At 45.3% G+C, this 23,991-nt stretch carries 19 protein-coding genes and 9 tRNA genes; 23 read left to right on the top strand and 5 right to left on the bottom strand.

Annotated elements, in window-relative coordinates; genetic code table 11:
* Positions 1-101: 101 nt before the first annotated feature.
* Positions 102-2,663: a DNA mismatch repair protein MutS gene (gene mutS, locus ONE56_RS10870; protein WP_041156878.1), complete on the bottom strand. Its 2,562-nt coding sequence runs from the start codon at positions 2,661-2,663 to the stop codon at positions 102-104.
* Positions 2,664-2,747: 84 nt separating this feature from the next.
* On the opposite strand from mutS, the gene pncC reads away from it, so the two are divergent.
* From pncC to ONE56_RS10790, 16 genes are all read left to right on the top strand, one after another.
* Positions 2,748-3,230, top strand: coding sequence for a nicotinamide-nucleotide amidase (pncC, locus tag ONE56_RS10865; protein WP_041156877.1), 483 nt, complete (start codon positions 2,748-2,750; stop codon positions 3,228-3,230).
* Between the two features lie 217 nt (positions 3,231-3,447).
* The gene (gene recA, locus ONE56_RS10860; protein WP_041156876.1) at positions 3,448-4,494 is read left to right on the top strand and encodes a recombinase RecA; all 1,047 of its coding nucleotides are present in this window, start codon (positions 3,448-3,450) and stop codon (positions 4,492-4,494) included.
* A gap of 152 nt (positions 4,495-4,646) precedes the next feature.
* A complete protein-coding gene (gene recX, locus ONE56_RS10855) occupies positions 4,647-5,117 on the top strand; it encodes a recombination regulator RecX (protein WP_041156875.1) in 471 nt (156 codons plus the stop codon).
* Between the two features lie 138 nt (positions 5,118-5,255).
* Positions 5,256-7,838: an alanine--tRNA ligase gene (gene alaS / locus ONE56_RS10850; RefSeq protein WP_331439317.1), complete on the top strand. Its 2,583-nt coding sequence runs from the start codon at positions 5,256-5,258 to the stop codon at positions 7,836-7,838.
* Positions 7,839-8,031: 193 nt separating this feature from the next.
* Entirely contained in the window at positions 8,032-9,219 is a 1,188-nt protein-coding gene (locus ONE56_RS10845; protein ID WP_041156874.1) for an aspartate kinase, read from the top strand.
* A gap of 91 nt (positions 9,220-9,310) precedes the next feature.
* The gene (gene csrA, locus ONE56_RS10840; RefSeq protein ID WP_004415691.1) at positions 9,311-9,508 is read left to right on the top strand and encodes a carbon storage regulator CsrA; all 198 of its coding nucleotides are present in this window, start codon (positions 9,311-9,313) and stop codon (positions 9,506-9,508) included.
* A gap of 241 nt (positions 9,509-9,749) precedes the next feature.
* A tRNA-Ser gene (locus tag ONE56_RS10835) sits at positions 9,750-9,842 on the top strand.
* 30 nt (positions 9,843-9,872) lie between these two features.
* Positions 9,873-9,949, top strand: a tRNA-Arg gene (locus ONE56_RS10830).
* A gap of 16 nt (positions 9,950-9,965) precedes the next feature.
* Positions 9,966-10,058: transfer RNA gene (locus ONE56_RS10825), tRNA-Ser, on the top strand.
* Between the two features lie 69 nt (positions 10,059-10,127).
* Positions 10,128-10,204: transfer RNA gene (locus ONE56_RS10820), tRNA-Arg, on the top strand.
* A 109-nt stretch (positions 10,205-10,313) separates the two neighbouring features.
* Positions 10,314-10,390: transfer RNA gene (locus tag ONE56_RS10815), tRNA-Arg, on the top strand.
* A 109-nt stretch (positions 10,391-10,499) separates the two neighbouring features.
* Positions 10,500-10,576: transfer RNA gene (locus ONE56_RS10810), tRNA-Arg, on the top strand.
* Between the two features lie 109 nt (positions 10,577-10,685).
* Positions 10,686-10,762 (top strand) — tRNA-Arg (locus tag ONE56_RS10805).
* 109 nt (positions 10,763-10,871) lie between these two features.
* Positions 10,872-10,948: transfer RNA gene (locus ONE56_RS10800), tRNA-Arg, on the top strand.
* Positions 10,949-11,057: 109 nt separating this feature from the next.
* Positions 11,058-11,134, top strand: a tRNA-Arg gene (locus ONE56_RS10795).
* Positions 11,135-11,315: 181 nt separating this feature from the next.
* On the top strand, positions 11,316-12,311 hold the full coding sequence (locus ONE56_RS10790; RefSeq protein ID WP_423840508.1) for a transporter: 996 nt from the start codon (positions 11,316-11,318) through the stop codon (positions 12,309-12,311).
* Between the two features lie 73 nt (positions 12,312-12,384).
* Here the strand turns inward: ONE56_RS10790 and ONE56_RS10785 are convergent, their stop codons facing one another.
* Genes ONE56_RS10785 through ONE56_RS10770 form a run of 4 tightly spaced genes read right to left on the bottom strand, consistent with a single transcriptional unit; the run spans position 12,385 to position 14,771 of the window.
* Positions 12,385-12,972 carry a hypothetical protein gene (locus ONE56_RS10785; RefSeq protein ID WP_423839858.1) on the bottom strand — a complete coding sequence of 196 codons (588 nt, stop codon included), beginning with the start codon at positions 12,970-12,972 and terminating at the stop codon, positions 12,385-12,387.
* 22 nt (positions 12,973-12,994) lie between these two features.
* Positions 12,995-13,672, bottom strand: coding sequence for a C39 family peptidase (locus tag ONE56_RS10780; protein ID WP_423839857.1), 678 nt, complete (start codon positions 13,670-13,672; stop codon positions 12,995-12,997).
* A gap of 6 nt (positions 13,673-13,678) precedes the next feature.
* Positions 13,679-14,002: a carbon storage regulator gene (locus ONE56_RS10775; protein ID WP_423839856.1), complete on the bottom strand. Its 324-nt coding sequence runs from the start codon at positions 14,000-14,002 to the stop codon at positions 13,679-13,681.
* A 19-nt stretch (positions 14,003-14,021) separates the two neighbouring features.
* A complete protein-coding gene (locus ONE56_RS10770; RefSeq protein WP_423839855.1) occupies positions 14,022-14,771 on the bottom strand; it encodes a dentin sialophosphoprotein in 750 nt (249 codons plus the stop codon).
* Positions 14,772-15,338: 567 nt separating this feature from the next.
* Here ONE56_RS10770 and ONE56_RS10765 point away from each other — a divergent pair.
* The 7 genes from ONE56_RS10765 to ONE56_RS10735 all read left to right on the top strand — a co-directional run bounded on the left by ONE56_RS10765 (position 15,339) and on the right by ONE56_RS10735 (position 23,990).
* Entirely contained in the window at positions 15,339-15,998 is a 660-nt protein-coding gene (locus ONE56_RS10765; protein ID WP_423839854.1) for a LuxR C-terminal-related transcriptional regulator, read from the top strand.
* 266 nt (positions 15,999-16,264) lie between these two features.
* A complete protein-coding gene (locus tag ONE56_RS10760; protein ID WP_041155638.1) occupies positions 16,265-16,528 on the top strand; it encodes an oxaloacetate decarboxylase subunit gamma in 264 nt (87 codons plus the stop codon).
* A 32-nt stretch (positions 16,529-16,560) separates the two neighbouring features.
* Positions 16,561-18,348 (top strand): sodium-extruding oxaloacetate decarboxylase subunit alpha, encoded by a 1,788-nt coding sequence (gene oadA / locus ONE56_RS10755; RefSeq protein WP_415679480.1) that lies wholly within the window; start codon positions 16,561-16,563, stop codon positions 18,346-18,348.
* A gap of 9 nt (positions 18,349-18,357) precedes the next feature.
* Positions 18,358-19,488: a sodium ion-translocating decarboxylase subunit beta gene (locus ONE56_RS10750; protein ID WP_041155637.1), complete on the top strand. Its 1,131-nt coding sequence runs from the start codon at positions 18,358-18,360 to the stop codon at positions 19,486-19,488.
* A gap of 243 nt (positions 19,489-19,731) precedes the next feature.
* On the top strand, positions 19,732-20,682 hold the full coding sequence (locus ONE56_RS10745; RefSeq protein ID WP_423839853.1) for an NADP-dependent oxidoreductase: 951 nt from the start codon (positions 19,732-19,734) through the stop codon (positions 20,680-20,682).
* Positions 20,676-21,137 (top strand): YqaA family protein, encoded by a 462-nt coding sequence (locus ONE56_RS10740; RefSeq protein ID WP_331438481.1) that lies wholly within the window; start codon positions 20,676-20,678, stop codon positions 21,135-21,137. The genes ONE56_RS10745 and ONE56_RS10740 overlap by 7 nt, the downstream gene beginning before the upstream one ends.
* A 9-nt stretch (positions 21,138-21,146) precedes the next feature.
* Complete coding sequence (locus ONE56_RS10735; protein ID WP_423839852.1) at positions 21,147-23,990, top strand: M16 family metallopeptidase; 2,844 nt, start codon at positions 21,147-21,149, stop codon at positions 23,988-23,990.
* Position 23,991: the final 1 nt, after the last annotated feature.

Below are 23,991 nucleotides of genomic sequence, written 5' to 3'. Positions count from 1 at the left end.
TTTTTATCACGACACTTTGAGCAATAATCAAATCAGTATGGAACGAGAAGGCTATGGTGTTCACCATAGCCTTTTTCTTTTGACGACGATTGGTATAAGTATTACAGCATTTTCTTTAAACGATACAACTCTTCCAGAGCTTGGCGAGGAGTCAGATCATCTGGATCAATATTGGACAGGGCTTGCTCAATGTCACTTGGCTCGGGGATCAAACTCAATTGATTAGCAATATCAACAGCATTTGGTCGAGGCGCATTGTCACCATGGCTCAATTGTTCTAACTGAGACAATTTATTGCGTGCATTTTTGATCACGGTTTTTGGGACACCCGCAAGGCCCGCAACCGCCAGTCCGTACGATTTACTCGCCGCACCTTCTTGCACGGCATGCATAAAGGCAATGCTGTCTCCGTGCTCAACCGCATCTAAGTGAACATTCGCCAGGTTTGGTAACTGACCGGGCAACTCCGTTAGCTCAAAGTAGTGGGTCGCAAACAACGTCATCGCACCAATTTGTGTTGCTAACCACTCCGCACTTGCCCACGCGAGAGACAGACCGTCATAAGTACTGGTACCACGGCCAATTTCATCCATGAGCACTAAACTGTTCTTGGTCGCATTGTGCAGAATATTGGCAGTTTCGGTCATTTCGACCATGAAGGTCGAACGTCCAGATGCTAAGTCATCGGACGCCCCGATACGAGTAAAGATGCGATCTAGCGAACCGATTTGTGCCGATTCAGCAGGAACATAAGAGCCAATGTGTGCCATCAATGCAATCAAAGCGGTCTGGCGCATGTAAGTCGACTTACCTCCCATGTTTGGCCCGGTAATGATCAACATTTTACGGGTTGGGTTCAACTCGATAGGGTTGGCGATAAAAGGTTCTGTAGTAACTTGCTCCACTACCGGGTGACGGCCCGCTTGAATATGAATGCCCGCATCCTTTACTAAGAGCGGGCGGCAATAATCCAATGAATCCGCGCGTTCAGCCAGGTTTTGGAGAACATCTAATTGAGACAGCGCAGATGCTAAGTTCTGCAGTTTTTCAAGGTTTGGCATTAACTGATCAAACAGCGCTTCCCACAGCTGCTTTTCTAATGCGAGCGCTTTTGATTTTGAGTTGAGTACTTTGTCTTCGTGTTCTTTCAGCTCGGGAATGATATAGCGCTCTGCATTTTTGAGTGTTTGACGACGTACATAATGTGGCGGTACTAAATGACTTTGACCTCGGCTTACTTGAATGTAAAAACCATGCACATTGTTGTAACCTACTTTTAGGCTGTCAATGCCGTGGCGATCACGCTCATCCGATTCCAGTTTCTCTAGGTACTCTGTCGCGCCATCTGCGAGTTTACGCCACTCATCGAGTTCTTCGTTGTAACCTTCGGCAATCACGCCGCCATCACGGATCACGACAGGTGGGTTTTCTTTAATCGCGCGCTCTAACAGATCACACACCTCATCAATTGGAGCAGCGTATTGCGCCAGTTTTACAAGGTATGGGTGCGTCAAAGCGCTGGTGACAGACTCAAGCTCTGGCAGTTGTTGCATGGCATTACGAAGCCTGGCCATATCGCGAGGGCGAGCAGAGCGCAGAGCAAGGCGGGCTAAAATTCGCTCAATGTCACCAATTTGCTTGAGTGTTGGTTGAAGATCGACAAATAGGGTCTGCTCTTTGATTTCACCAATCGCATCAAGACGATGGTTGAGCGTTTCGATACTGCGCATTGGCTGATGTAACCAACGTTTAAGCATACGACTACCCATTGGCGTTGCACAGTGATCCAGTACTTCTGCTAGCGTGTTCTCAGTTCCACCGGCGAGATTTTGCGTTATCTCCAAATTACGGCGTGTCGCCGCATCTAAAATGACGGAGTGATCCTGACGATCAAACGTTAACGAACGAATGTGAGGCAGTGCTGTACGCTGGGTATCTTTCACGTATTGGATCAAACAACCTGCTGCACACAAACCAAGTTTGGCGTGTTCTACCCCAAAACCAATGAGGTCTTTAGTGCCAAACTGTTGGTTTAATTGTTGTTTCGCTGTGTCTAGTTCAAACTCCCATACTGGGCGGCGGCGATTACCGTTACGGCTCGACATCAGGTGTACGGGTTCAAAGTCTTCTGGGAAAAGCAATTCTCGCGGTGCAGTACGTTGCAGTTCCGCGACCATTGCTTCTTCGGTTTCTGGCTCGGTTAATTGAAAGCGGCCTGACGTAATGTCTAATGTTGCGTAACCGAACTGACCATTATGGTGGTAAATTGCGGCAATTAAGTTATCGACACGTTCAGACAGCAACGCTTCATCGGTTACCGTGCCCGGAGTGACGATACGCACCACTTTGCGTTCTACAGGACCTTTGCTGGTGGCTGGATCACCGATCTGCTCACAGATTGCGACTGACTCACCAAGCTGAACAAGCTTTGCCAAATAACCTTCTACGGCATGAAAAGGGACACCGGCCATTGGAATTGGCTCACCTGCCGACGCGCCCCGTTTCGTTAATGAGATATCAAGCAGTTGAGAAGCACGCTTGGCATCGTCATAGAATAACTCATAGAAGTCGCCCATACGGTAAAACAGCAAAATATCCGGATTCTCAGCTTTTAGCTTGAGGTATTGCTGCATCATCGGAGTGTGTTTTTGTTCAGCTTTCACAGGTAAGTTCTTTTGTTTATTTTCGTAGCGGATTAGGATACGTGAATCCCTATCAACTAAAAAGAGACAAAGGGCATTTTGGCTATGAAAAGAACAACCAAACTCAGCGCTGATGTCGGTGAATTACTCGCTCAACATCAGCATGTAATGACAACGGCGGAGTCGTGTACTGGAGGGGGAATTGCCTCTGCCATTACCGATATATCGGGCAGTTCAGCTTGGCTAGATAGGGCGTTTGTTACTTACAGTAACGAAGCGAAAATGGAAATGCTTGGTGTTCAAGCTCAAACGTTGGAAACACACGGAGCCGTCAGCGAGCCCGTGGTGATAGAAATGGTTCAGGGTGCGCTTAAGCATTCGAACGCAACGATTGGCGTTTCTGTGAGTGGCATTGCCGGTCCAGGTGGTGGCAGTGAAGAAAAGCCTGTTGGAACCGTGTGCTTTGCATTTGCAGATAAGCAAGATTGGCTTTTGGTTGAAACTATGCATTTTACTGGTGATCGCGCTAAGGTGAGAGAGCAAGCGGTATTTCATGCACTCACTCGAATCCAGCAACATTTAGTTTAGAAAAATTTAAAATACACGTTAGCCCTGATGTAACAAGGCTTAAAGCAAAAACGGATACGAAGCAGGCCAAATTTTTTTTATACAGGTGTGGACACTGTATGAATCAACAGTATAATGAGTTGCATTGCTGAGCAGGTTAAATATTGAAGACTACCTGCTATTGAAAAAAGTTTAATGACTATTCGTCGCCCAAAAGATGAATAAATCGGAGAAAGTAATGGACGAGAACAAACAGAAGGCGCTCGCCGCTGCGCTAGGTCAAATTGAAAAACAATTCGGTAAAGGCTCAATCATGCGCCTTGGTGACAACCGCGCAATGGATGTAGAAACCATTTCAACAGGTTCTCTTTCTCTTGATATTGCATTGGGTGCGGGTGGTTTACCAATGGGTCGTATCGTCGAAGTCTACGGTCCAGAATCTTCAGGTAAAACTACGTTAACGCTTGAGCTTATTGCTGCAGCGCAGCGCGAAGGTAAAACGTGTGCTTTTATTGATGCAGAGCACGCTCTGGACCCTGTTTACGCAAAGAAGCTTGGCGTTGATATCGATGCACTATTAGTTTCTCAGCCTGACACTGGTGAGCAAGCGCTAGAAATTTGTGATGCGTTAGCACGCTCTGGTGCGATTGACGTAATGGTTGTTGACTCGGTCGCAGCACTGACGCCAAAAGCCGAAATCGAAGGTGAAATGGGCGATAGTCACATGGGTCTGCAGGCGCGCATGCTGTCTCAAGCGATGCGTAAGCTTACTGGTAACCTCAAACAATCTAACTGTATGTGTATCTTCATTAACCAAATCCGTATGAAGATCGGCGTGATGTTCGGAAACCCAGAAACAACGACCGGTGGTAATGCACTTAAGTTCTACGCATCTGTCCGTCTTGATATTCGTCGTACTGGCGCTATCAAAGAAGGTGACGAGGTTGTAGGTAATGAAACTCGCATCAAAGTTGTGAAGAATAAGATCGCGGCACCATTTAAAGAAGCGAATACACAGATCATGTACGGTCGTGGCTTTAATCGCGAAGGTGAACTTGTTGATCTAGGCGTCAAGCATAAATTGGTTGAAAAGGCAGGGGCTTGGTACAGCTACAACGGCGACAAGATTGGTCAAGGCAAAGCTAATGCGTGTAACTACCTACGTGAACATACAGAAGTTGCAAAGACTATCGATACTAAGCTTCGTGAAATGCTACTAGCCCCAGCTGTGGCTGAAGCGCCAGAAGCTGGTGAGGTTCCTCAGCAAAAAGAAGAAGAATTTTAATATTTCTTCTGTTTAGAATCATTATCAAAGCCCTGCAATGCGGGGCTTTGTTGTATTCGTTAACGTTGAACCAATAGAAAAGCGCAAACCATACCTATCTGGACAAATAAATGGGTCAGTTATTGCGCAGTAAAAATAGGTTTAGGATCATCATGTATCAAAAGCGCCAAACACCGACCTTATCCAGTAAAGAAGCTGCCATCCAGTTATTGAGTCGCCGTGACCACGGTCAGTATGAGTTGTATCAGAAACTGGCCTTGAAAGGGTACGAGGAATCCGACATTGAAACAGCGATAAGTTTCTGTTTGGAGCACAATTATTTGGACGATTTGCGATATGCTAAAAGTCAAATTCGTCAGCACGTTTATAAAGGGCACGGTGAGCGGAGAATTCGTCAGGAGCTTAATCAAAAGCGGGTCGCCGAGTCAGTAATCGAAGAGGCGATGGCGGAAGAGCCACAAGACTGGTTTGAATTGGCCAGGTTGGCTGCGGAAAAAAAATTCAAAGGCATAAAAGCCAAAGATCAGAAAGAGTACGCCAAACAAGTGCGCTTTCTACAATACCGTGGTTACAGCTTTGACCAAATCAACTATGCCCTTAACGTTGATGAGCATGAATCCTGAACGTTCTCCATTTTTGATTTCAGATTTGGTTTAAATTTTTTATATCCTCCCTCTTTTCCGCAAGAAAACTAGTCTCCGCAGACTGCATGATCTACAATACGGCAAAATTCTAACTCGACTATTTTCAGGAAGAGCTGCATGTACATGAGCACTGACGAGGTTCGTAACTCGTTCCTCAAGTTCTTTGAGAGCAAAGGACACCAAATCGTAGAAAGTTCATCGTTGGTACCACATAACGACCCAACCCTGCTGTTTACTAATGCAGGTATGAACCAATTTAAAGATTGCTTCTTAGGTTCGGAAAAACGAGCCTATACGCGAGCGACTACGGCTCAACGTTGTGTACGTGCTGGTGGTAAACATAATGACCTAGAAAACGTAGGTTTTACTGCTCGTCACCACACCTTTTTTGAAATGCTGGGTAACTTCAGCTTTGGTGATTACTTCAAAGAAGATGCCATTGCCTTCGCTTGGGAATTCTTAACGGAAGTTCTTAAGCTCCCTGCTGAACGTCTATTGGTTACCATCTACGAAACTGATGATGAAGCGTTCGAGATCTGGAACAAAAAAGTTGGTATTCCTGCTGATCGTATTGTTCGCATTGGCGATAAGAAAGGTGGTAAGCCATACGAATCCGATAACTTCTGGCAGATGGGTGACACAGGTCCTTGTGGCCCATGTACAGAAATTTTCTACGATCATGGTGAACACATTTGGGGTGGTCGACCTGGCACGCCTGAAGAAGACGGTGACCGTTTCATCGAAATCTGGAACAACGTATTTATGCAGTTCAACCGTCATGCCGACGGTACCATGGAGCCACTACCAAAACCGTCTGTGGATACAGGGATGGGTATTGAGCGTATCTCTGCCATCATGCAGGGCGTTCACTCTAACTACGAGATTGACGTATTTCAGTCATTGATCAAAGCCTCTGCTGAAGTGATAGGTTACGAAGACCTTTCGAATCAGTCTTTACGTGTGATTGCTGACCACATCCGTTCTTGTTCATTCTTAATCGTTGATGGTGTTATGCCTTCAAACGAAGGGCGTGGGTACGTTCTTCGCCGGATTATTCGTCGTGCGGTTCGTCATGGTAACAAGCTTGGTGCTCAAGGTGCGTTCTTCTACAAGCTGGTAGGTGTACTGGCTGATGTGATGGGCTCTGCAGGTGACGAGTTGAAGCGCCAGCAACCACTAGTTGAGAAAGTACTGCGTATCGAAGAAGAGAACTTTGGCCGCACACTTGAGCGTGGTATGACGATTCTTAACGAAGCTCTAGACAACTTAGACGGTAAAGAGCTCGACGGTGAAACGGTATTTAAGCTTTACGATACTTACGGCTTCCCTGCTGACTTAACTAACGATGTCGCTCGTGAACGTGAGTTTACTATCGACGAAGCGGGTTTTGAAAAAGCAATGGAAGAGCAGAGACAACGTGCTCGCGAAGCCGGCCAATTTGGTACTGACTACAACGCTACGATTAAAGTTGATGCTGAAACTGAGTTCTGTGGATACACAGGCACAGAAGGCTCTAGTTCAATTGTGTCTTTGTTTGTTGAAGGCAAAGAAGTAGATTCGCTTTCTGCGGGTGATAAAGCGATCATCGTGTTGGGCGAAACGCCATTCTACGCAGAATCTGGTGGTCAATGTGGCGATGCGGGTGAAATCCGCACTGAGTCGGGTGTCTTCAAAGTAGAAGATACGCAGAAGCTAGGCAGTGCCATTGTCCATCATGGTGTGATGGCAGAAGGCGTACTCGCGAAAGGCGATGACGTCACTGCGATTGTCGACGCTGAACGTCGTTTATCAACATCGTTGAACCACTCTGCGACCCACTTGCTACATGAAGCGTTGCGTCGAGTGCTAGGCGACCACGTTTTGCAGAAAGGTTCGTTAGTGCGACCAGAAGGCCTTCGTTTTGACTTCTCACACCTAGAAGCGGTCACGCCAGCGGAGTTAAAAGAAGTCGAGCGTCTTGTCAATGCGCATATTCGTCGTAATCATCAGATTGAAACTAATATCATGGATATTGAATCAGCCAAGAAGAAAGGTGCGATGGCACTGTTTGGTGAGAAGTACGATGATGAAGTTCGTGTCCTATCTATGGGAGACTTCTCTACAGAGCTATGTGGTGGTATTCATGCTTCAAGCACCGGCGATATTGGCCTGTTCAAGATCACGTCAGAGAGTGGTATCGCAGCAGGCGTTCGCCGTATAGAAGCGGTAACGGGTGAAGCTGCTCTTGATGTCATCGAAACTCAAACGGCGAAATACGAAGAGAAGCTGGCAGAGTCTGCACAGAAATCGAAAGCGCTTGAAAAAGAAATCCAGAAGCTGAAAGACAAGATGGCTGCGGCAGAAAGCGCCAACATCATGGGTAAATCGGTTGAAGTGAACGGGACAAAAGTCTTGGTAGCCGCTCTTGAAGGGGCTGACAGCAAGAACCTACGTACTATGGTTGATGATATCAAAAACCAAATGGGTTCTGGCGTTGTGCTACTAGCAAACGTCACGGGCGATAAAGTCGGCCTGATTGCGGGTGTAACCAAAGACTTGGTTGGCAAAGTGAAAGCTGGTGACCTCGTTAAGATGGTTGCAGAGCAAGTTGGTGGTAAAGGCGGTGGTCGACCTGATATGGCTCAAGCGGGTGGTACCGATGTCTCCGCATTGCCAGAAGCTATCAAGACCGTTCAGCCATGGTTAGAAGAGCGCTTGTAATCCGTATTGAATAATCACTTACGTCTAACTGACCAACTCTGATTAGGCGTAATATTAATATAACCAAGTAGTCCAAGTGGCCAGAAAAATGGTCACTTGGCTGCTTGGTTTTTTATTGTGGCGACCATATACGTTACCTCAATAGCAGGTATGTGGTCCTAATGAGACTTTGTTCTTGGGAAGGTGAAGACTGGTGAAAAAGCCCCTTATCGTGCAAAAGTTTGGCGGAACTTCAATGGGTTCAATTGAAAGAATTCAACAGGTCGCTGAACACATCATAAAGGCGAAAAATGATGGTAATCAAGTTGTTGTCGTAGTATCTGCTATGTCAGGCGAAACAAACAGGTTGATGGATCTAGCAAAGCAGATTGATAGTGTCCCTACAGCTCGAGAACTTGATGTTTTGCTCTCTGCTGGTGAACAAGTGTCAATGGCACTGTTGGCGATGACTCTAAATACAATGGGGCATTGCGCACGTTCACTTACCGGAGCACAAGCGAACATTGTGACGGATAACCAACACAATGACGCAACGATTACACATATTGATTGCTCGAAAATAATGACTCTGCTTGAACAAGAGCAAATTGTCATTGTTGCAGGCTTTCAAGGTGTGAATGTAAATGGGGATATCACCACATTAGGCCGAGGTGGCTCTGATACGAGTGCCGTGACGCTTGCAGGGGCATTGTATGCTGACGAATGCCAGATTTTTACCGACGTTGATGGTATTTATACGTGTGATCCAAGGGTCGTGAAATCAGCGCAAAAAATGGCAGTGATTGATTTCCCTTCGATGGAAGCAATGGCCAGTCGAGGGGCAAAGGTACTGCACTTACCTTCTGTGCAATATGCATGGCAACATAAAGTGCCATTACGCGTACTTTCTACATTTGATGTAAATGATGGCACCTTAGTAAAAGGTGAATCAGGGAATCAAGCCATTTCTGGGATCGCGATTCAGCGTGATCTGCTCATCATCGAAGTCGAAAAAACGGAATTATCCAGCGCAACCCAACAGTGTCAGTTGTTAGGCATTGAAGTTTGGAATGTGATCGAGGATACAGAACGAGCAGGTATCCTGATAAAACAGGATGCATACGCCAAGTTCGCTCTGGTGTTTGGCGATAAAATCCGTAATAGTGAACTGGTAAGCCAGTTAACCGTAGTAGGACTCAAAGCCAATACGTTGGTCAGTCATGCATGCGATTTATTGTCACAGAGCGACATTTATATCCATCACTGCACAACAAATACATTGTCTACAATGTTAGTCTTAACACCTGAATGTGTGGATTTAGCGGCAAACATTATTCATGACGCTTGCTTTGCTCATGGTGGAGCAGGTGACTGCCAACAAAAACATGCCGTATTAGGCTGATTTTAATCAACAAGGTTGTTTACGAAAATATAACTTTTGTTGGATAATAGCTTTACTGCAAGAAATTTAGAGATTATTCAAGGAGCAAAGAATGCTAATTTTGACTCGTCGCGTAGGCGAAACACTTATGATTGGTGATGAAGTCACTGTAACGGTACTGGGTGTTAAAGGTAACCAAGTGCGCATCGGCGTTAACGCTCCGAAAGAAGTATCTGTTCACCGTGAAGAAATCTACATGCGTATTCAAGCTGAAAAAGGCAACGGCAATGTAGCTTCAGGTAACTACTAAGGTCCTCTTAATACGGGACTTGATTTGGATGAAAAGGCTAGCGTAAAAGTTGGCCTTTTTAGTTCCTGACAAATGTCATTTTTTAAGAGAAGACTCTCTTTTTTTCATCATAATAGGATGATAAAGTTCGTTTAATCATCACTTTGATTAAATCAACAACGGTTAAGCCGTTTTCGTGTTTTTTTTCAAAGAAAGTGTTTGACATATTTTTGGTAAAACGTAATATGTGCCTCCGCAAGACGGTGAGGTGGCCGAGAGGCTGAAGGCGCTCCCCTGCTAAGGGAGTATACGGTTTGTAGCCGTATCGAGGGTTCGAATCCCTCCCTCACCGCCATGTCTTGTGACACTAACTAAAGTGTATTGCGCGTCCTTAGCTCAGCTGGATAGAGTACCTGGCTACGAACCAGGCGGTCGGAGGTTCGAATCCTCCAGGACGCGCCATCTTTAGAACAAAAACGGTGAGGTGGCCGAGAGGCTGAAGGCGCTCCCCTGCTAAGGGAGTATACGGTTTGTAGCCGTATCGAGGGTTCGAATCCCTCCCTCACCGCCATTTATTGACGTAGCGGTCAAATTTTTTTGTTCGTAAAGAAATTTAGTGTGATAGAGTTCACAAAACAGTGCGTCCTTAGCTCAGCTGGATAGAGTACCTGGCTACGAACCAGGCGGTCGGAGGTTCGAATCCTCCAGGACGCGCCACTCTTTATTTCTATGCAAATAGATTCGTTGTATGAAAGTAGAACGGTTCTAAAGGCATAGAAGCAGGGCATAGCCCTGATATTGATGACAAGTTGATATCGAAAACTGCGCGTCCTTAGCTCAGCTGGATAGAGTACCTGGCTACGAACCAGGCGGTCGGAGGTTCGAATCCTCCAGGACGCGCCACTCTTTATTTCTATGTAAATAGATTCGTTGTATGAAAGTAGAACGGCTCTAAAGGCATAGAAGCAGGGCATTGCCCTGATATTGACGACAAGTTGATATCGAAAATTGCGCGTCCTTAGCTCAGCTGGATAGAGTACCTGGCTACGAACCAGGCGGTCGGAGGTTCGAATCCTCCAGGACGCGCCACTCTTTATTTCTATGTAAATAGATTCGTTGTATGAAAGTAGAGCGGTTCTAAAGGCATAGAAGCAGGGCATTGCCCTGATATTGACGACGAGTTGATATCGAAAATTGCGCGTCCTTAGCTCAGCTGGATAGAGTACCTGGCTACGAACCAGGCGGTCGGAGGTTCGAATCCTCCAGGACGCGCCACTCTTTATTTCTATGCAAACAGATTCGTTGTATGAAAGTAGAACGGCTCTAAAGGTATAGAAGCAGGGCATTGCCCTGATATTGACGACAAGTTGATATCGAAAATTGCGCGTCCTTAGCTCAGCTGGATAGAGTACCTGGCTACGAACCAGGCGGTCGGAGGTTCGAATCCTCCAGGACGCGCCACTCTTTATTTCTATGCAAACAGATTCGTTGTATGAAAGTAAAACGGCTCTAAAGGCATAGAAGCAGGGTATAGCCCTGATATTGATGACAAGTTGATATCGAAAACTGCGCGTCCTTAGCTCAGCTGGATAGAGTACCTGGCTACGAACCAGGCGGTCGGAGGTTCGAATCCTCCAGGACGCGCCACTTATTCCAAAACCTCGCATCTGCGAGGTTTTTTTGTTTATACTTTCTCGCTTTTCCGCTTCACTATTTTCATTCCTTTATGTGCGCTTGCTCCTATGCAAGTGATTTATTATTAGTATCTATTGATTAACACCCGAATATGACCTAAGCATTTATAATCGCCACAGGAAATGAGGTTATGATGTTACGGCATACTCTGATCGCAAGCGCATTAAGTGCTATCTGTATAGCTCCGGTTGTTTATGGAGCTGAAGGGGATGATATTCCGCAAAGAGCACAATCGGTGAGTGATGTATTAGATCGCCCAGGCGTTTTAACACCTCAAGGAGAGTGGTCATTTGATACGTCCTTAAGCTACACACAAAATTCTTCCAACAAAGTCTCCGTGGTAGGCTATACCATCTTACCAACCTTGATAGTTGGGCGCATTGAAGTCAGTGATGCAGATAGAACCACGATCACTGTTGGGCTTACTGCTCGCTATGGCCTCACCAATGCGACAGAGTTAGAGCTGCGCTTACCCTATGTTTACCGCAACGATCAAATCGCAACACGCCCTATTCAGGATGGAGCCAGTAGACCGGTTGTGAATACCACCATTGATGGGGGAGGCATCGGTGATGTCGAATTAGCGCTTAGGCATCAAATAAACTTCGAGTCTGCTCCGTACTGGATTGCTGGCTTGCGAGTCAAGTCGGACACGGGGCGTTCACCGTATGACGTATCTTTAGCCAATGGCAGTAACTCTTTTAGTGATGTACCTACAGGCTCTGGCTTTTGGAGTGTTGAACCCAGTATTTCAATGATTCATCCCACCGACCCGGCGGTACTGTTCGCCAATATCAGTTATATATATAACCTTGAAGACAATGTCACAGTAGCGGACACCAAAGCCGATGTTGATTTAGGCGACACCATTTCACTTGCTGGTGGAATGGGGTTTGCGGTTAATCCTGATTTATCTTTTTCTTTAGGTTTAAATCACAAGACGATTCTCAAAAGTAAAATCGATGGTCGTACTGCGGATGATGCCAAACTGCTGCAGTTGGACACGCTGAATTTTGGCATTAATTACGCATTTAGTGCGCGTTCATCTGTCAACGTCAGTGCTCAAGCTGGCCTGACGGAAGACGCGCCTGATTTCCAATTAACAGTGCGAGTACCGGTTAACTTCTAATATTTGGGTTACTACTGCACTGTTTGTGCTGAGCTCTATGTGGGATATCGCGTTGTTACCGCTTGGGGCTGAATTACTGAAGGTGATTCAGCAGGGCATCTTGGAGCTGTTGGTTTGCTTGAATTTGTTTTATGACGCCATTCACCTGGGCATCAATGTCTACCAGTGTACTAAGCCCGATAACATTATTGTCGGTGGTGTTTTGAATGATATTAATGATACTCGAATTGATAAACTCAGAACTTGTGATGTCGGGTTGTTGCGAAGTAAGAGAAGAGGGGGGATTGATATTGTCTCCAATAATATTACCTTCACCCAATTGGACGATATTTACAATGCCTTGATCTAGTGGCGCACTATTGGGGCTGTTTGGATCGTTGTCTGAGTGAATGTTGGTTAAGTTACCGTTCTTGATGATTAAGTTCGCAATATTTGAATTGAAAATATCTTCGCCATTAATGGTCGTGGTGATGCTCAGACCGATGTTAATGACGTATTCATCATTGACTCTAAACCCGCCTCTGTATTGCGCAAGTAAATTATCAGAAATGGGTTCCAGACGGTTAACAATCACATTGTTATTGGCGCTAGCGTTTACAGCGGGCAATGCGATACAGCACACGAGTAATATACTTTTAAAAAACATATTTTTAAAAAACATACTTACACCTATTCAGTTGAAGTTAGTTTTCACCTGAAATGGGGAGTGTAATGCTAAACACACCTAGGGAGTCTCTTGGTACTCCACTCTCCAGCGGTGAACGTTGGTAGATGGCAAACTTGTCATCGGTAATAAAACTTGCGCGTCCTATTTTTGCCTCGTTACGTATGAGCAGCACGATACCTTGATAGTATTTTTTGAAAGTATCTAATGTCATGACCATTGTGCCTCTTGATGGATCACCTAAAATGACCGAGTGACTATTCATGCCTCTGATAACAACAAAGTGCATATACCCGTCAAAATTCACTAGTGTGATCCCGGGAACGCCCACTTCTCGGATTTTTTCTAATCCAATTTGAAACCCATCGGAGTTAAATCCGACTGAGGCTAAATAGTGTTTCATATCAAGTAATGAAAACCCTTTTTCCTTAATTTTCTTTTTGTCTCCCTGCTGATACATCACCTTGAAAATATTCTGTTCTAACGAGTGAGTATCGTAGTGATAGGTTAATAAAGACGCTAACGCAGCCGATCCGCAGCTAAAGTCATACTGTTGACGATAAACATCACCAAACACTATCTCTTTATAACTTTTTACCGGCACAGAGTAGTGCCCTCGATGAGGGAGAAACTCTAATGAGTTGGCTGATGCTGATATGCATAGCACCAGCCAAATGAGGTTATGCCACAGTTTCATATATAGTTACTTGAGTGTCAGGTTAACCACAGTTGAGTTCTGAATGAGAACGTTATTCCCAGTATTTTGAATAACGCTCGATAGTCCTGAACTCTCGGCAAAGGCACCTGGCGATAGGATATTGTTTCCGCTCACCGTATTCGACGCGATATTATCTGACGAAATACCATGGATATCTGAATCGGCATAAATCAAGTCGAGTTCCACGTTCTGTCCTCCTCTTGATTCATTCATAATATCCAAGCTAACTTCTTCGTCAGATAAGACAATCTCATCAGCGAATGCTGAGCAGGCAACGATCATACTCAAAGTACAGAGTGCCAAACGCATCGCTTCCTCCAAAGATTGATTATTCGCTCGTAAATAGGTTTGCATTGGTTACGATAGATTGTTGAACAAGAGAGTTCGAACCAGCGATCTGACCGACAGTTGTAATACCAGCGACCCCATCCATACCGTCTAGGCTGTTGATATTGGCGACATCGACATTCGTCTCTTCAGCATTGGTTGAATAAACCACCAAGCCTGCTGCACTACCCATGAGTTCGGAACTGGCTACGACCATTTCCATGTCAGTGTGTACTTGGTTATAGCTGTCGTTCGTACTTGAATTACTGTTGTAAGTACTGTTATCGCTATTGTCATTAAAGCTATCGGAAAGACCTAGCGAAACGCTGTTGTCACTGTTATCACTGTTATCGCTGTGGTTACTGTTGTCGCTATTGTCGTTAAAGCTGTCCGCAATACCGATCCCCAGTTCATTGCTAGAGCTGGTGTTACTGGTGCTGGTGGTGTTAGTGGTGGTATTAGTGCTGTTGTCGCTACTGTCATTGAAACTATCATCCACACCCAATGACGCATTAGTACTGTTGTCACTGTTGTCTTTGAAACTATCATTGATTCCTAGTGCCGCATTGGTGCTGTTATCACTGTTGTCTTGGAAGCTGTCATTCACGCCAAGAGTGTTAGTGGTGGTATTCGCACTTTCATCCCATTGCGCATTTCCATTCCCATCATCGACACCGTTAAAAGCGAGTGTTGCACCACTGAAGAGAAGTGCTGAAACGGCGATAGCAAGTCCTGTTTTATTCAGAGTCATAATGATTACTCCATTGTCTCATTCATGTTAAAAAGATGTATGGCTTTTTTGTTACAGCTTGCAGTTGGGCAAGCGATGAGAGTATAGAAAAATTATTTAGGTGTTATGGGGCGTGCCATCTTTCCTGGTAGGATTTTGAGCGCCTACTGGACGTTTTAGGTGTTGACTCATAAATAAAGCCATTTGTAATCATTAGGTTAAATTAGCGTTTCTTCTTGGTGCTATGAAAGTATGAAATTAATGTAATATATAGGCTTACTGTGTATGATTTTTGTAGTCTTACTTGTCATTCCGTTTTTAGGTTAAAAGTTGGAGTTTGGCCGAATATTTGATGGGTTAAGTCGTAAAAGCAATGAGTTGCTTAATAGAAAAGTCGGAATTGGTCTATGGGAGAGAGAAAGTTCGTCGTACTTTTTAGTCTTTCTGTCTCATAGTTGATAGTCACGTTCTCATCTCTAGGTGCTATATTCCTCTCTGTTGCTAATCGAAATTTTGAATAACAGAAATCGTTGCCATTCACTCAGAAAAGCGGTCGAGGTGAAGTGCTCAATCATAGTGGTGGAAACTATGGGAACCAGGAACGTGTTCTTGCTTGCTGAAGATAACCTCCAAAGTAGACTCATTGAGGAACAGCTATCATCTATAACGGATGTAGAGGTCAAAACCTACTTACCAGGGGAACTCATTTACCATAGCAATGAGGTCAGTGTGGATTTGGTATTTATGGATTATGATCTTATGCAGCAATGTAAAACGCAATTTAAATTGCCTGACTTCGATTTGTTTGGTTGGCCTTTAATTATTCATAATGTGCCCACCTCCGGGGTGCAAGTAGAACTGTTGAGTTGGAAGTTGCTTAAAGGTGTTTTACTACGAAACGCACCCATAAAAGATATTCGCGAAAGTGTTGAATATGTGTTGAGTGGGGGGCTTTGGCTGCCGAGAAAGTACCTAGAAAAACTGGTCAACAATTATCGTCATGCTGACGTTGCTTTAGATTGCCAACAAGACTCCCTGACCAGTCGTGAAAGACAAATATTGTCGCTGATTGCGCACGGCATCACTAATCAACAAATTGCATCTAAGCTCTTTGTGTCTGAAAGTACGGTCAAAAGTCACATCTATAAACTGTACAAAAAACTGGATGTCCATTCTCGGCATGATGCCATGAAGTTAGTTCGTACTAACAGTGGCTTGAGTGCTCAACTGGGTATGCGCAAGTCGTGATGTTTTAATTGTTCTCAGTTAGCGAGTCTAAGCCCATAAGGTTGTTTGGCAGGCTTTGGTGGTCCCGCACGTCCGAAGTTTACTGATCCAGCAGTTTCTTCCTAAATTGTGATCTGCCTAGTGAATAAATAATCATTTTTCTCGTTTATGATAAACCTTCCTTAAACAAAATTGACAAAATTTGACCAGTCGAGATAATCCACTAGTCGGGATTTGACACAATTGAAGTCCTGAATGTTGTCAGGATGACAAAGAAAGGAAGCAACATGACAGATATAGGAAGCCTGCTAGTAAATGCGGCCACCCTGATGGTAACGGGGATGGCGGTCGTGTTTATTTTCCTCACTATTCTTGTTTATCTCGTTCGGCTAATGTCCAAACTGGTACCAGAAGAAGTACTTGAGCCGATCGCAGCACTAAAAACAACTAAAAATACGAATATTCAATCAACCTCTTCAGCTGTTAGTCCACAAGTTGTGGCAGCGATATCGTCTGCGATTCATCAACATCGCCGATCAGTCGCGAAGTAGCCGAGTTAAGGATTAAAAAGGAGTTTAAGAGTATGTCTAAACCACTAGCGATAACGGATGTGGTACTTCGTGACGCCCATCAATCATTGTTTGCTACGCGAATGCGTATCGAAGATATGCTGCCTATTGCGGCTGAATTGGATAAGGTTGGTTATTGGTCCCTAGAAACTTGGGGAGGAGCAACGTTTGACTCGTGTATTCGTTTTCTTGGAGAAGATCCTTGGGAGCGTTTACGTGCGCTTAAAAAAGCGATGCCAAATACACCAATGCAAATGTTACTGCGTGGTCAAAACCTTTTAGGATACCGCCACTATGCTGATGACGTAGTAGAAAAATTTGTCGAGCGTGCTCATGCGAATGGCATGGATGTTTTTCGTATCTTTGATGCGATGAATGACGTTCGAAATTTCGAAAAAGCGGTGAAGTCAACGATCGATGTTGGTGCGCACGCACAAGGTACCTTGTCCTATACGACCAGTCCTGTGCATAACGCAGACACTTGGGTTGATTTAGCAAAACGTTTAGAAGATCTTGGCTGTCACTCTTTGTGTATCAAAGATATGTCGGGTCTATTAAAACCGTATGAAGCGGAAGAGTTGATCACACGTATAAAAGCGTCTTGTGATGTGCCATTGGCACTGCACTGTCACGCCACCACGGGGCTGTCGACAGCAACCGCTGTTAAAGCGGTAGAAGCGGGTATTGATATTCTCGATACGGCTATTTCTTCCATGAGCTGTACGTACGGTCATACGCCAACGGAAACGGTCGTGGCTATGTTGCAAGGTACTGAGCGTGATACCAACTTGAAGTTGGAGCAAATTGAGCCGATAGCGGCTTACTTCCGTGAAGTGCGGAAAAAGTACGCGAAGTGGGAAGGTCAATTAAAAGGCGTGGATTCACGAATCCTTATCGCACAAGTTCCGGGTGGTATGCTGACTAACATGGAAGGCCAGCTGAAAGAACAAGGTGCAGCGGACCGTATTGACGAGGTGCTTGAAGAAATTCCTCGCGTTCGTGAAGACTTAGGCTTTATTCCACTGGTTACTCCAACATCGCAAATTGTCGGTACTCAAGCGGTTATCAACGTGCTGACTGGTGAACGTTACAAGAGCATTACTAAAGAAACCGCAGGGTTACTAAAAGGCGAATACGGCGTTGCACCAGCAGCATTGAATGCTGAACTGCAAGCGAAAGTACTTGATGGCAAGGAACCAATTACTTGCCGTCCTGCAGATTTGCTCGAACCTGAAATGGAAACGCTCTCTGTCGATTTGCTGGAGAAAGCAAAATCTGAAGGCATTAAGCTGGCGAATGAGCAAGTGGACGACGTATTGACGTATGCTTTGTTCCCGCAAGTTGGATTGAAGTTCTTGAAGAACCGCAGCAACCCAGATGCATTTGAACCAGCACCGACGTTGGAAAGTGCGACGCCAACACCGGCTTCAGTTGCTCAAGCATCTACTGGTGGTGTCGAGGCATACAGTGTGCGCGTAGATGGGCAAGTGTTTAATGTCGAAGTTGGCCCACAAGGCGAGTTAACGTCTGTCGTGCCAGCATCATCTGCCAATACGGCGACACCTGTTGTTCCAGCGACGGCATCTTCTGCTGAGGCGGTGCCTGCTCCTTTGGCGGGGAACATATTCAAAGTCAACGTTCAGCCTGGCGCTGAAGTGGCTGAGGGGGATGTCCTGCTGATCCTCGAAGCAATGAAGATGGAAACCGAAGTTCGTGCTGCCCGCAACGGTACGGTTCAGGAGTTAAATGTGAAAGAAGGTGATGCTGTGACTGTCGGTATGCCTCTTCTGAGCTTGGCGTAAGGGAGCACCATGGACGGATTGATGACCTTATGGTCAGAAACAGGGATCGCTAACTTTGAGTTTGGCCAAATCTGTATGATGTTGGTTGGCTGCTTACTGTTGTTTTTAGCGATCCGCAAAGGTTTTGAACCACTACTGCTATTGCCGATCGGCTTTGGTGCTATCTTAGCCAACATTCCTAATGCTGGGTTTACTGAGCCTGGTGGTTTGCTGTATTACGTTTACCATGTCGGGATTGAGTCGGGTGTATTCCCACTGTTGATCTTTATGGGAGTGGGTGCAATGACGGACTTCGGTGCGCTGATTGCTAACCCCAAAACATTGTGGCTAGGTGCGGCTGCTCAGTTTGGTATTTTTGCCACGTTGTTTGGGGCGATCTTGCTGAACTATGTTCCGGGCATGGAGTTTTCCATGGCAGACGCATCGTCCATCGCGATTATTGGTGGTGCGGATGGCCCAACCGCCATTTTCTTAGCCAGCAAACTGTCGCCAGATTTACTTGGTGCTATTGCCGTTGCCGCATACAGCTACATGGCACTGGTTCCGATTATTCAGCCACCAATCATGAAGGCACTCACTTCTCAACAAGAGCGTGAGATAAAAATGGCTCAGCTAAGACATGTAGGTAAATGGGAGAAAGTTATCTTCCCACTTGCTGTTTTGGTGATGACCATTCTTTTCTTACCTTCGGCGACACCACTTGTCGGGATGTTCTGTTTGGGTAATTTGATGCGTGAAGCTGGCGTGGTGGATCGTTTATCAAAAACCGCTCAGAACGAACTGATCAATATCGTGACCATCTTCTTAGGTTTAGGTGTTGGCTCTAAGTTACAAGCTGACAAGTTTTTAAACTTAGAAACACTCGGTATCTTAGCGCTTGGTGCGGTTGCGTTCAGTATCGGTACCGCAGCAGGGGTTTTGATGGCGAAACTGCTTAATAAGCTATCCGATGAAGATATTAATCCATTGATTGGCGCAGCAGGGGTTTCTGCCGTGCCGATGGCAGCACGTGTCGTGAACAAAGTAGGTTTGCAAGCTAATCCGCAAAACTTCTTGTTGATGCACGCCATGGGACCAAACGTAGCTGGTGTACTTGGCTCTGCGGTGGCTGCGGGTATTCTTCTCGCATTGGTGGGGTAATACCAATCGTCGTAAATAACTTGTCATTCTAGCTTGTTAAAATACTCGATAACGTCGTTGCCTTTTTCCTACGCTATTTCTGATCACTTATTTACTGTGATTGGTGTAAAAATGTAACGCAGTATTGCTGAGTAGTATATCTATCAACAATTTACACTGCAGCAATTCACGTCATCAAACAAAATGGTTTATAGTCAAAGGGATGCTCTGGCATCCCTTTTTTTATCACTACGGGAATGGTTTATGGAACACAAACAAATCGTTATCACTGAGTTTGGTGACGCTAATGTATTGGCTACTCACACTGCCCCAACACCATCACCAGCACCGGGAGAGGTACTCGTCAAAGTCGCTTTTTCTGGTGTGAATCCTATTGATGTAAAAACCCGTGCTGGGCTCGGTTGGGCGGCTGAACAAAACAAAGATAAACTGCCTTGGGTTCCGGGATATGATATTTCCGGAAAGGTGGTGTCGTGCGGAGATGAAACGTCTCGTTTTAGCGTTGGTGATCAGGTGGCGGGTTTTATTGGCTTTCCTGTGAAGGGAGGAGGATATAGCCAATATGTCTGTGTGCCAGAAACGGAATTGAATCACGTTCCTCAATCCGTAACGTTAGAAGCGGCGGCAGTACTTCCTCTTGCTGGACAAACCGCGGCTCAAGCGCTAACCAAAGCGAATGTTAAAGAAAATGATCGTGTTTTAATTCTTGCTGGTGCTGGAGGGGTTGGGCACCTTGCCGTACAAATTGCCGTGGCAGCAAAAGCGGAAGTGTTTACAACCTGCAGTGAGCGAAATTTAGACTATCTCGCCACGCTTGGCGCTCATGCGGTGAACTATCAATTTGCACCAGTGTCAGAACGTGTTGAAGATGTGGATGTTTTGATTGATTTGGTCGGTGGAGATGCGGCATTAGATGCTCTCAAGTGTTTGAAAGACCACGCTAGAGTGGTGACCGTACCAACAATTACTGCGGAAATGATTTGTGAAAAAGCTAAATTGTTAGGGTTTGAAGCGACGGGGATGTTAGTGGCGCCAGATAGCGAACAGCTTGATACCTTATTGTACATGGTGAGTGTTGGCTTGCTCAAAACCGAAGTTCAACATATTTACCCAATGAGTGATGTTGTCGCTGCTCACCAACAAGTCGAGTCTGGCAGAACCAGAGGCAAGGTATTGCTTGATATGAAATGCTAGAAGTATTTCATTCCAATTTTGAACAAATTGCGCTGTGGTTTTCTGATTCTGCGCTGTGGGTGCTTTTTATGACGGGGTTTCTTAGTGCGACCTTGTTACCCGGAGGCTCAGAAGCCAGTTTAGTCGCGACACTCTCTCTCAATCAGTTCACCGTCTCTACTGTGGTTCTTGTTGCTACCATCGGAAATACCTTAGGCGGTCTGACCAATTACTGGCTTGGGTTATGGCTACCGAACAAAGCTCAAAATGAAAAGCATGGCAATACCGCTTTGAAGTGGTTAGCAAAATATGGCTACTGGGGATTATTTTTCAGTTGGTTACCTGTCATTGGTGATCCACTGTGTTTGGCGGCAGGTTGGTTACGGATGAACCTCTTGCCGTGTGTCATTCTAATATTCTTTGGAAAGGCCGCTCGTTACAGCCTGTTGGCTGTTATTTATCTCGGATTATTTTAAGGAAAGTACATGAGAATGTTTTGGGTTGGTGCGTGCTCACTTTTCGTGATCACGGGCTGTGCAACAAATGCCTCTGTTTCATCATTGCCTGACGGGGTGACGTTTGTCGAGTCGTCAAAAGCAGAAGAAGGTAAAGTTAAGATTCCGTATCAAAAATACCAACTTGATAACGGTTTAACGGTTATTCTCGCACCGGAAGATTCGGATCCTTTAGTTCATGTTGATGTCACTTATCACGTTGGATCTGCACGTGAAGAAATCGGCAAATCCGGTTTTGCCCACTTCTTTGAGCATATGATGTTCCAGGGTTCGGAAAACGTTGGTGATCAACAACATTTTAAAATAATTACTGAGGCTGGTGGCACATTAAATGGCACGACTAACCGAGACCGTACTAACTATTTTGAAACCGTGCCTGCTAATCAATTAGAAAAAATGTTGTGGTTGGAATCGGATCGCATGGGCTTTTTGCTCGATGCCGTTTCACAACGCAAGTTTGAGATCCAACGTTCGACGGTAAAAAACGAACGTGCACAACGATACGACAACCGTCCATACGGACTTATATGGGAACGTATGGGAGAAGCCTTGTATCCAGAAGGCCATCCTTATTCATGGCAAACCATTGGTTATGTAGAAGATTTAGACCGTGTTGATGTCAACGATCTTAAAGCATTCTTCTTACGCTGGTACGGACCGAATAATGCGACATTGACGATTGGTGGCGATCTGGATGTTGATCAGACACTGACTTGGGTGAACAAATATTTCGGCTCGATACCGCGTGGGCCAGCCGTAGAAAATGCTGAGAAACAACCAGCTCAGCTAAAAGAGAGTAAATACATTACCTTAGAAGATCGCATTCAGCAGCCAATGGTCATGGTTGCTTGGCCAACGACGTACAGTGGTGAAGAAAGCCAAGCATCGCTTGATACGCTGTCTAGCATACTCGGTGCGGGGACAAACAGCGTTCTTTATCAAGACTTAGTCAAAACGCAGAAAGCGGTAGATGCTGGGTCGTTTCATGATTGTGCAGAGCTTGCTTGCACATTTTATGTTTATGCAATGGGCGACTCGGGTGATAAAGGTGATTTGTCAAAACTGTACACTGAGCTCCAGAAGTCGCTACAAAACTTTGCCAACACTGGCGTATCAAAACAGCGTCTTGAGCAACTTACCGGTAAAGTAGAAGCCGATGCTATTTTTGCTTTGGAGAGTGTGAAGGGTAAAGTTACGCAATTGGCATCAAATGAAACATTTTTTGGTGAGCCTGACCGAATCGAAAAGCAGCTAGAGCAAATTAGAGCCGTCACCCCCGAGTCGGTTAAGAGAGTGTATAGTGAGTTCATTCAAGATCAGCCGAAAGTCACGTTGAGTGTTGTTCCAACGGGGAAAACCGACTTAGCCGTACGGCCTGCCACCTTTGTGACTCCTAAGAGAACCTTACCTGAGTACAAAAAAATTACCGAGGATCAACTGGCTTACCGTCGTGCAGTCGACAATTTTGATCGCTCGGTTCAACCTCCAACAGGCGCACCTGTCCAAGCAACCATGCCTGATTTGTACAATGTCCATTTCGAAAATGGCTCTGAGCTGCTCGGGGCTGTCAGCAGTGAAACGCCAACCGTGATGATGCAGTTTAGTTTGCCTGCAGGAACGCGTTTTGTTGACAAGGGCAAAGAAGGTCTTGCGCAACTAACCGCAGCCATGTTGCAAGAAGGCACTACCAAGCGAAGCATGGAAGAAATCCAAGCAGAGTTGGATAAGTTGGGGAGTGTCATTACCGTTGATGCCACGGGATATACGACAAATATTAGCGTTTCGGCTTTAGAAAAGAACCTCGAGCCAACCTTGGATATTGTCGAAGAAATGCTTTTATCGCCAGCATTTAAACAAGAAGATTTTGACCGTGTGAAAATGCAAGCCTTAGAAGGTTTAGTTTATGAACATCAAAATCCAAGCTGGATGGCCGCACAAGCGAGTCGTCAAGTGTTATATGGCGATACTATTTTTTCACGTCCCAAAGATGGCACCCAAGCAGGAATGAGAGCCTTAACCTTAGATGATGTACGCGAGTTTTATTCTAAACACTACACACCACAAGGGGCGCAAGTTGTGGTTGTCGGTGATATTGAGGAGCAAGCACTTAAGAAACAGCTTGGTTTCTGGTCGAGCTGGAAAGATGAAGCCGCACCACTTTATGAGCCTGAGACGATTCCAAAACTCGGGACACAAAAAGTATATTTAGTTGATAAAGCTGGTGCGCCACAAAGTGTGGTAATGATGGTTCGTCAAGGTGTGCCATACGACGCTACGGGTGAATTCTACTTAGGACAGTTAGCAAACTATAACTTATCAGGTAACTTTAACAGCCGTATCAACCAAAATCTGCGTGAAGACAAAGGTTATACCTATGGCGCTTATGGATACTTTTCCGGTAACCCTGAAGCGGGTTCCGTTGTGTTTACTGCGCAAGTGCGTGCTGATTCGACAGTCGCCTCGATCATAGAGATGGAAAGTGAGCTTAACGAGTATTCTCAATCAGGAATGACTGACGAAGAGCTGGCGTTTATGCGTCAAGCTGTCGGGCAAAAAGATGCGCTGAAATACGAAACACCAACGCAAAAAGCGGAGCTCATCAGTGACATTTTAAAATATGACTTGGATGAAGATTATCTACAACAGAGAAATACGCTGGTCGAAACAGTAGATAAGGACACGTTGAATGGACTCGCACGAAAATGGTTTGACCCGAATGACTATCAAATTATTGTTGTTGGTGATGCTAAATCCCTTCGTCCCCAGCTAGAAAAGTTAGGGAAAGACGTAGAAGAGCTTGAAATCATTCGATAGA

Origin of the sequence: Vibrio mytili, from assembly GCF_049563345.1 — a bacterium.
In the GTDB taxonomy this organism is placed as follows: Bacteria; Pseudomonadota; Gammaproteobacteria; order Enterobacterales; family Vibrionaceae; genus Vibrio; species Vibrio mytili.
The sequence above is the reverse complement of the archived record's forward strand: the minus strand, read 5'-3'. Positions and strand labels throughout refer to the sequence as shown.

What these genes read in the sequence shown, in the direction of transcription:
- pncC (WP_041156877.1), top strand. Translation starts at nt 2,748, where the DNA reads ATGAAAAGAACAACCAAACTCAGCGCTGATGTCGGTGAATTACTCGCT.
- recA (WP_041156876.1), top strand. Translation starts at nt 3,448, where the DNA reads ATGGACGAGAACAAACAGAAGGCGCTCGCCGCTGCGCTAGGTCAAATT.
- recX (WP_041156875.1), top strand. Translation starts at nt 4,647, where the DNA reads ATGTATCAAAAGCGCCAAACACCGACCTTATCCAGTAAAGAAGCTGCC.
- alaS (WP_331439317.1), top strand. Translation starts at nt 5,256, where the DNA reads ATGTACATGAGCACTGACGAGGTTCGTAACTCGTTCCTCAAGTTCTTT.
- csrA (WP_004415691.1), top strand. Translation starts at nt 9,311, where the DNA reads ATGCTAATTTTGACTCGTCGCGTAGGCGAAACACTTATGATTGGTGAT.
- ONE56_RS10790 (WP_423840508.1), top strand. Translation starts at nt 11,316, where the DNA reads ATGTTACGGCATACTCTGATCGCAAGCGCATTAAGTGCTATCTGTATA.
- ONE56_RS10785 (WP_423839858.1), bottom strand. Translation starts at nt 12,972, where the DNA reads ATGTTTTTTAAAAATATGTTTTTTAAAAGTATATTACTCGTGTGCTGT.
- ONE56_RS10780 (WP_423839857.1), bottom strand. Translation starts at nt 13,672, where the DNA reads ATGAAACTGTGGCATAACCTCATTTGGCTGGTGCTATGCATATCAGCA.
- ONE56_RS10775 (WP_423839856.1), bottom strand. Translation starts at nt 14,002, where the DNA reads ATGCGTTTGGCACTCTGTACTTTGAGTATGATCGTTGCCTGCTCAGCA.
- ONE56_RS10770 (WP_423839855.1), bottom strand. Translation starts at nt 14,771, where the DNA reads ATGACTCTGAATAAAACAGGACTTGCTATCGCCGTTTCAGCACTTCTC.
- ONE56_RS10765 (WP_423839854.1), top strand. Translation starts at nt 15,339, where the DNA reads ATGGGAACCAGGAACGTGTTCTTGCTTGCTGAAGATAACCTCCAAAGT.
- ONE56_RS10760 (WP_041155638.1), top strand. Translation starts at nt 16,265, where the DNA reads ATGACAGATATAGGAAGCCTGCTAGTAAATGCGGCCACCCTGATGGTA.
- oadA (WP_415679480.1), top strand. Translation starts at nt 16,561, where the DNA reads ATGTCTAAACCACTAGCGATAACGGATGTGGTACTTCGTGACGCCCAT.
- ONE56_RS10750 (WP_041155637.1), top strand. Translation starts at nt 18,358, where the DNA reads ATGGACGGATTGATGACCTTATGGTCAGAAACAGGGATCGCTAACTTT.
- ONE56_RS10745 (WP_423839853.1), top strand. Translation starts at nt 19,732, where the DNA reads ATGGAACACAAACAAATCGTTATCACTGAGTTTGGTGACGCTAATGTA.
- ONE56_RS10740 (WP_331438481.1), top strand. Translation starts at nt 20,676, where the DNA reads ATGCTAGAAGTATTTCATTCCAATTTTGAACAAATTGCGCTGTGGTTT.
- ONE56_RS10735 (WP_423839852.1), top strand. Translation starts at nt 21,147, where the DNA reads ATGAGAATGTTTTGGGTTGGTGCGTGCTCACTTTTCGTGATCACGGGC.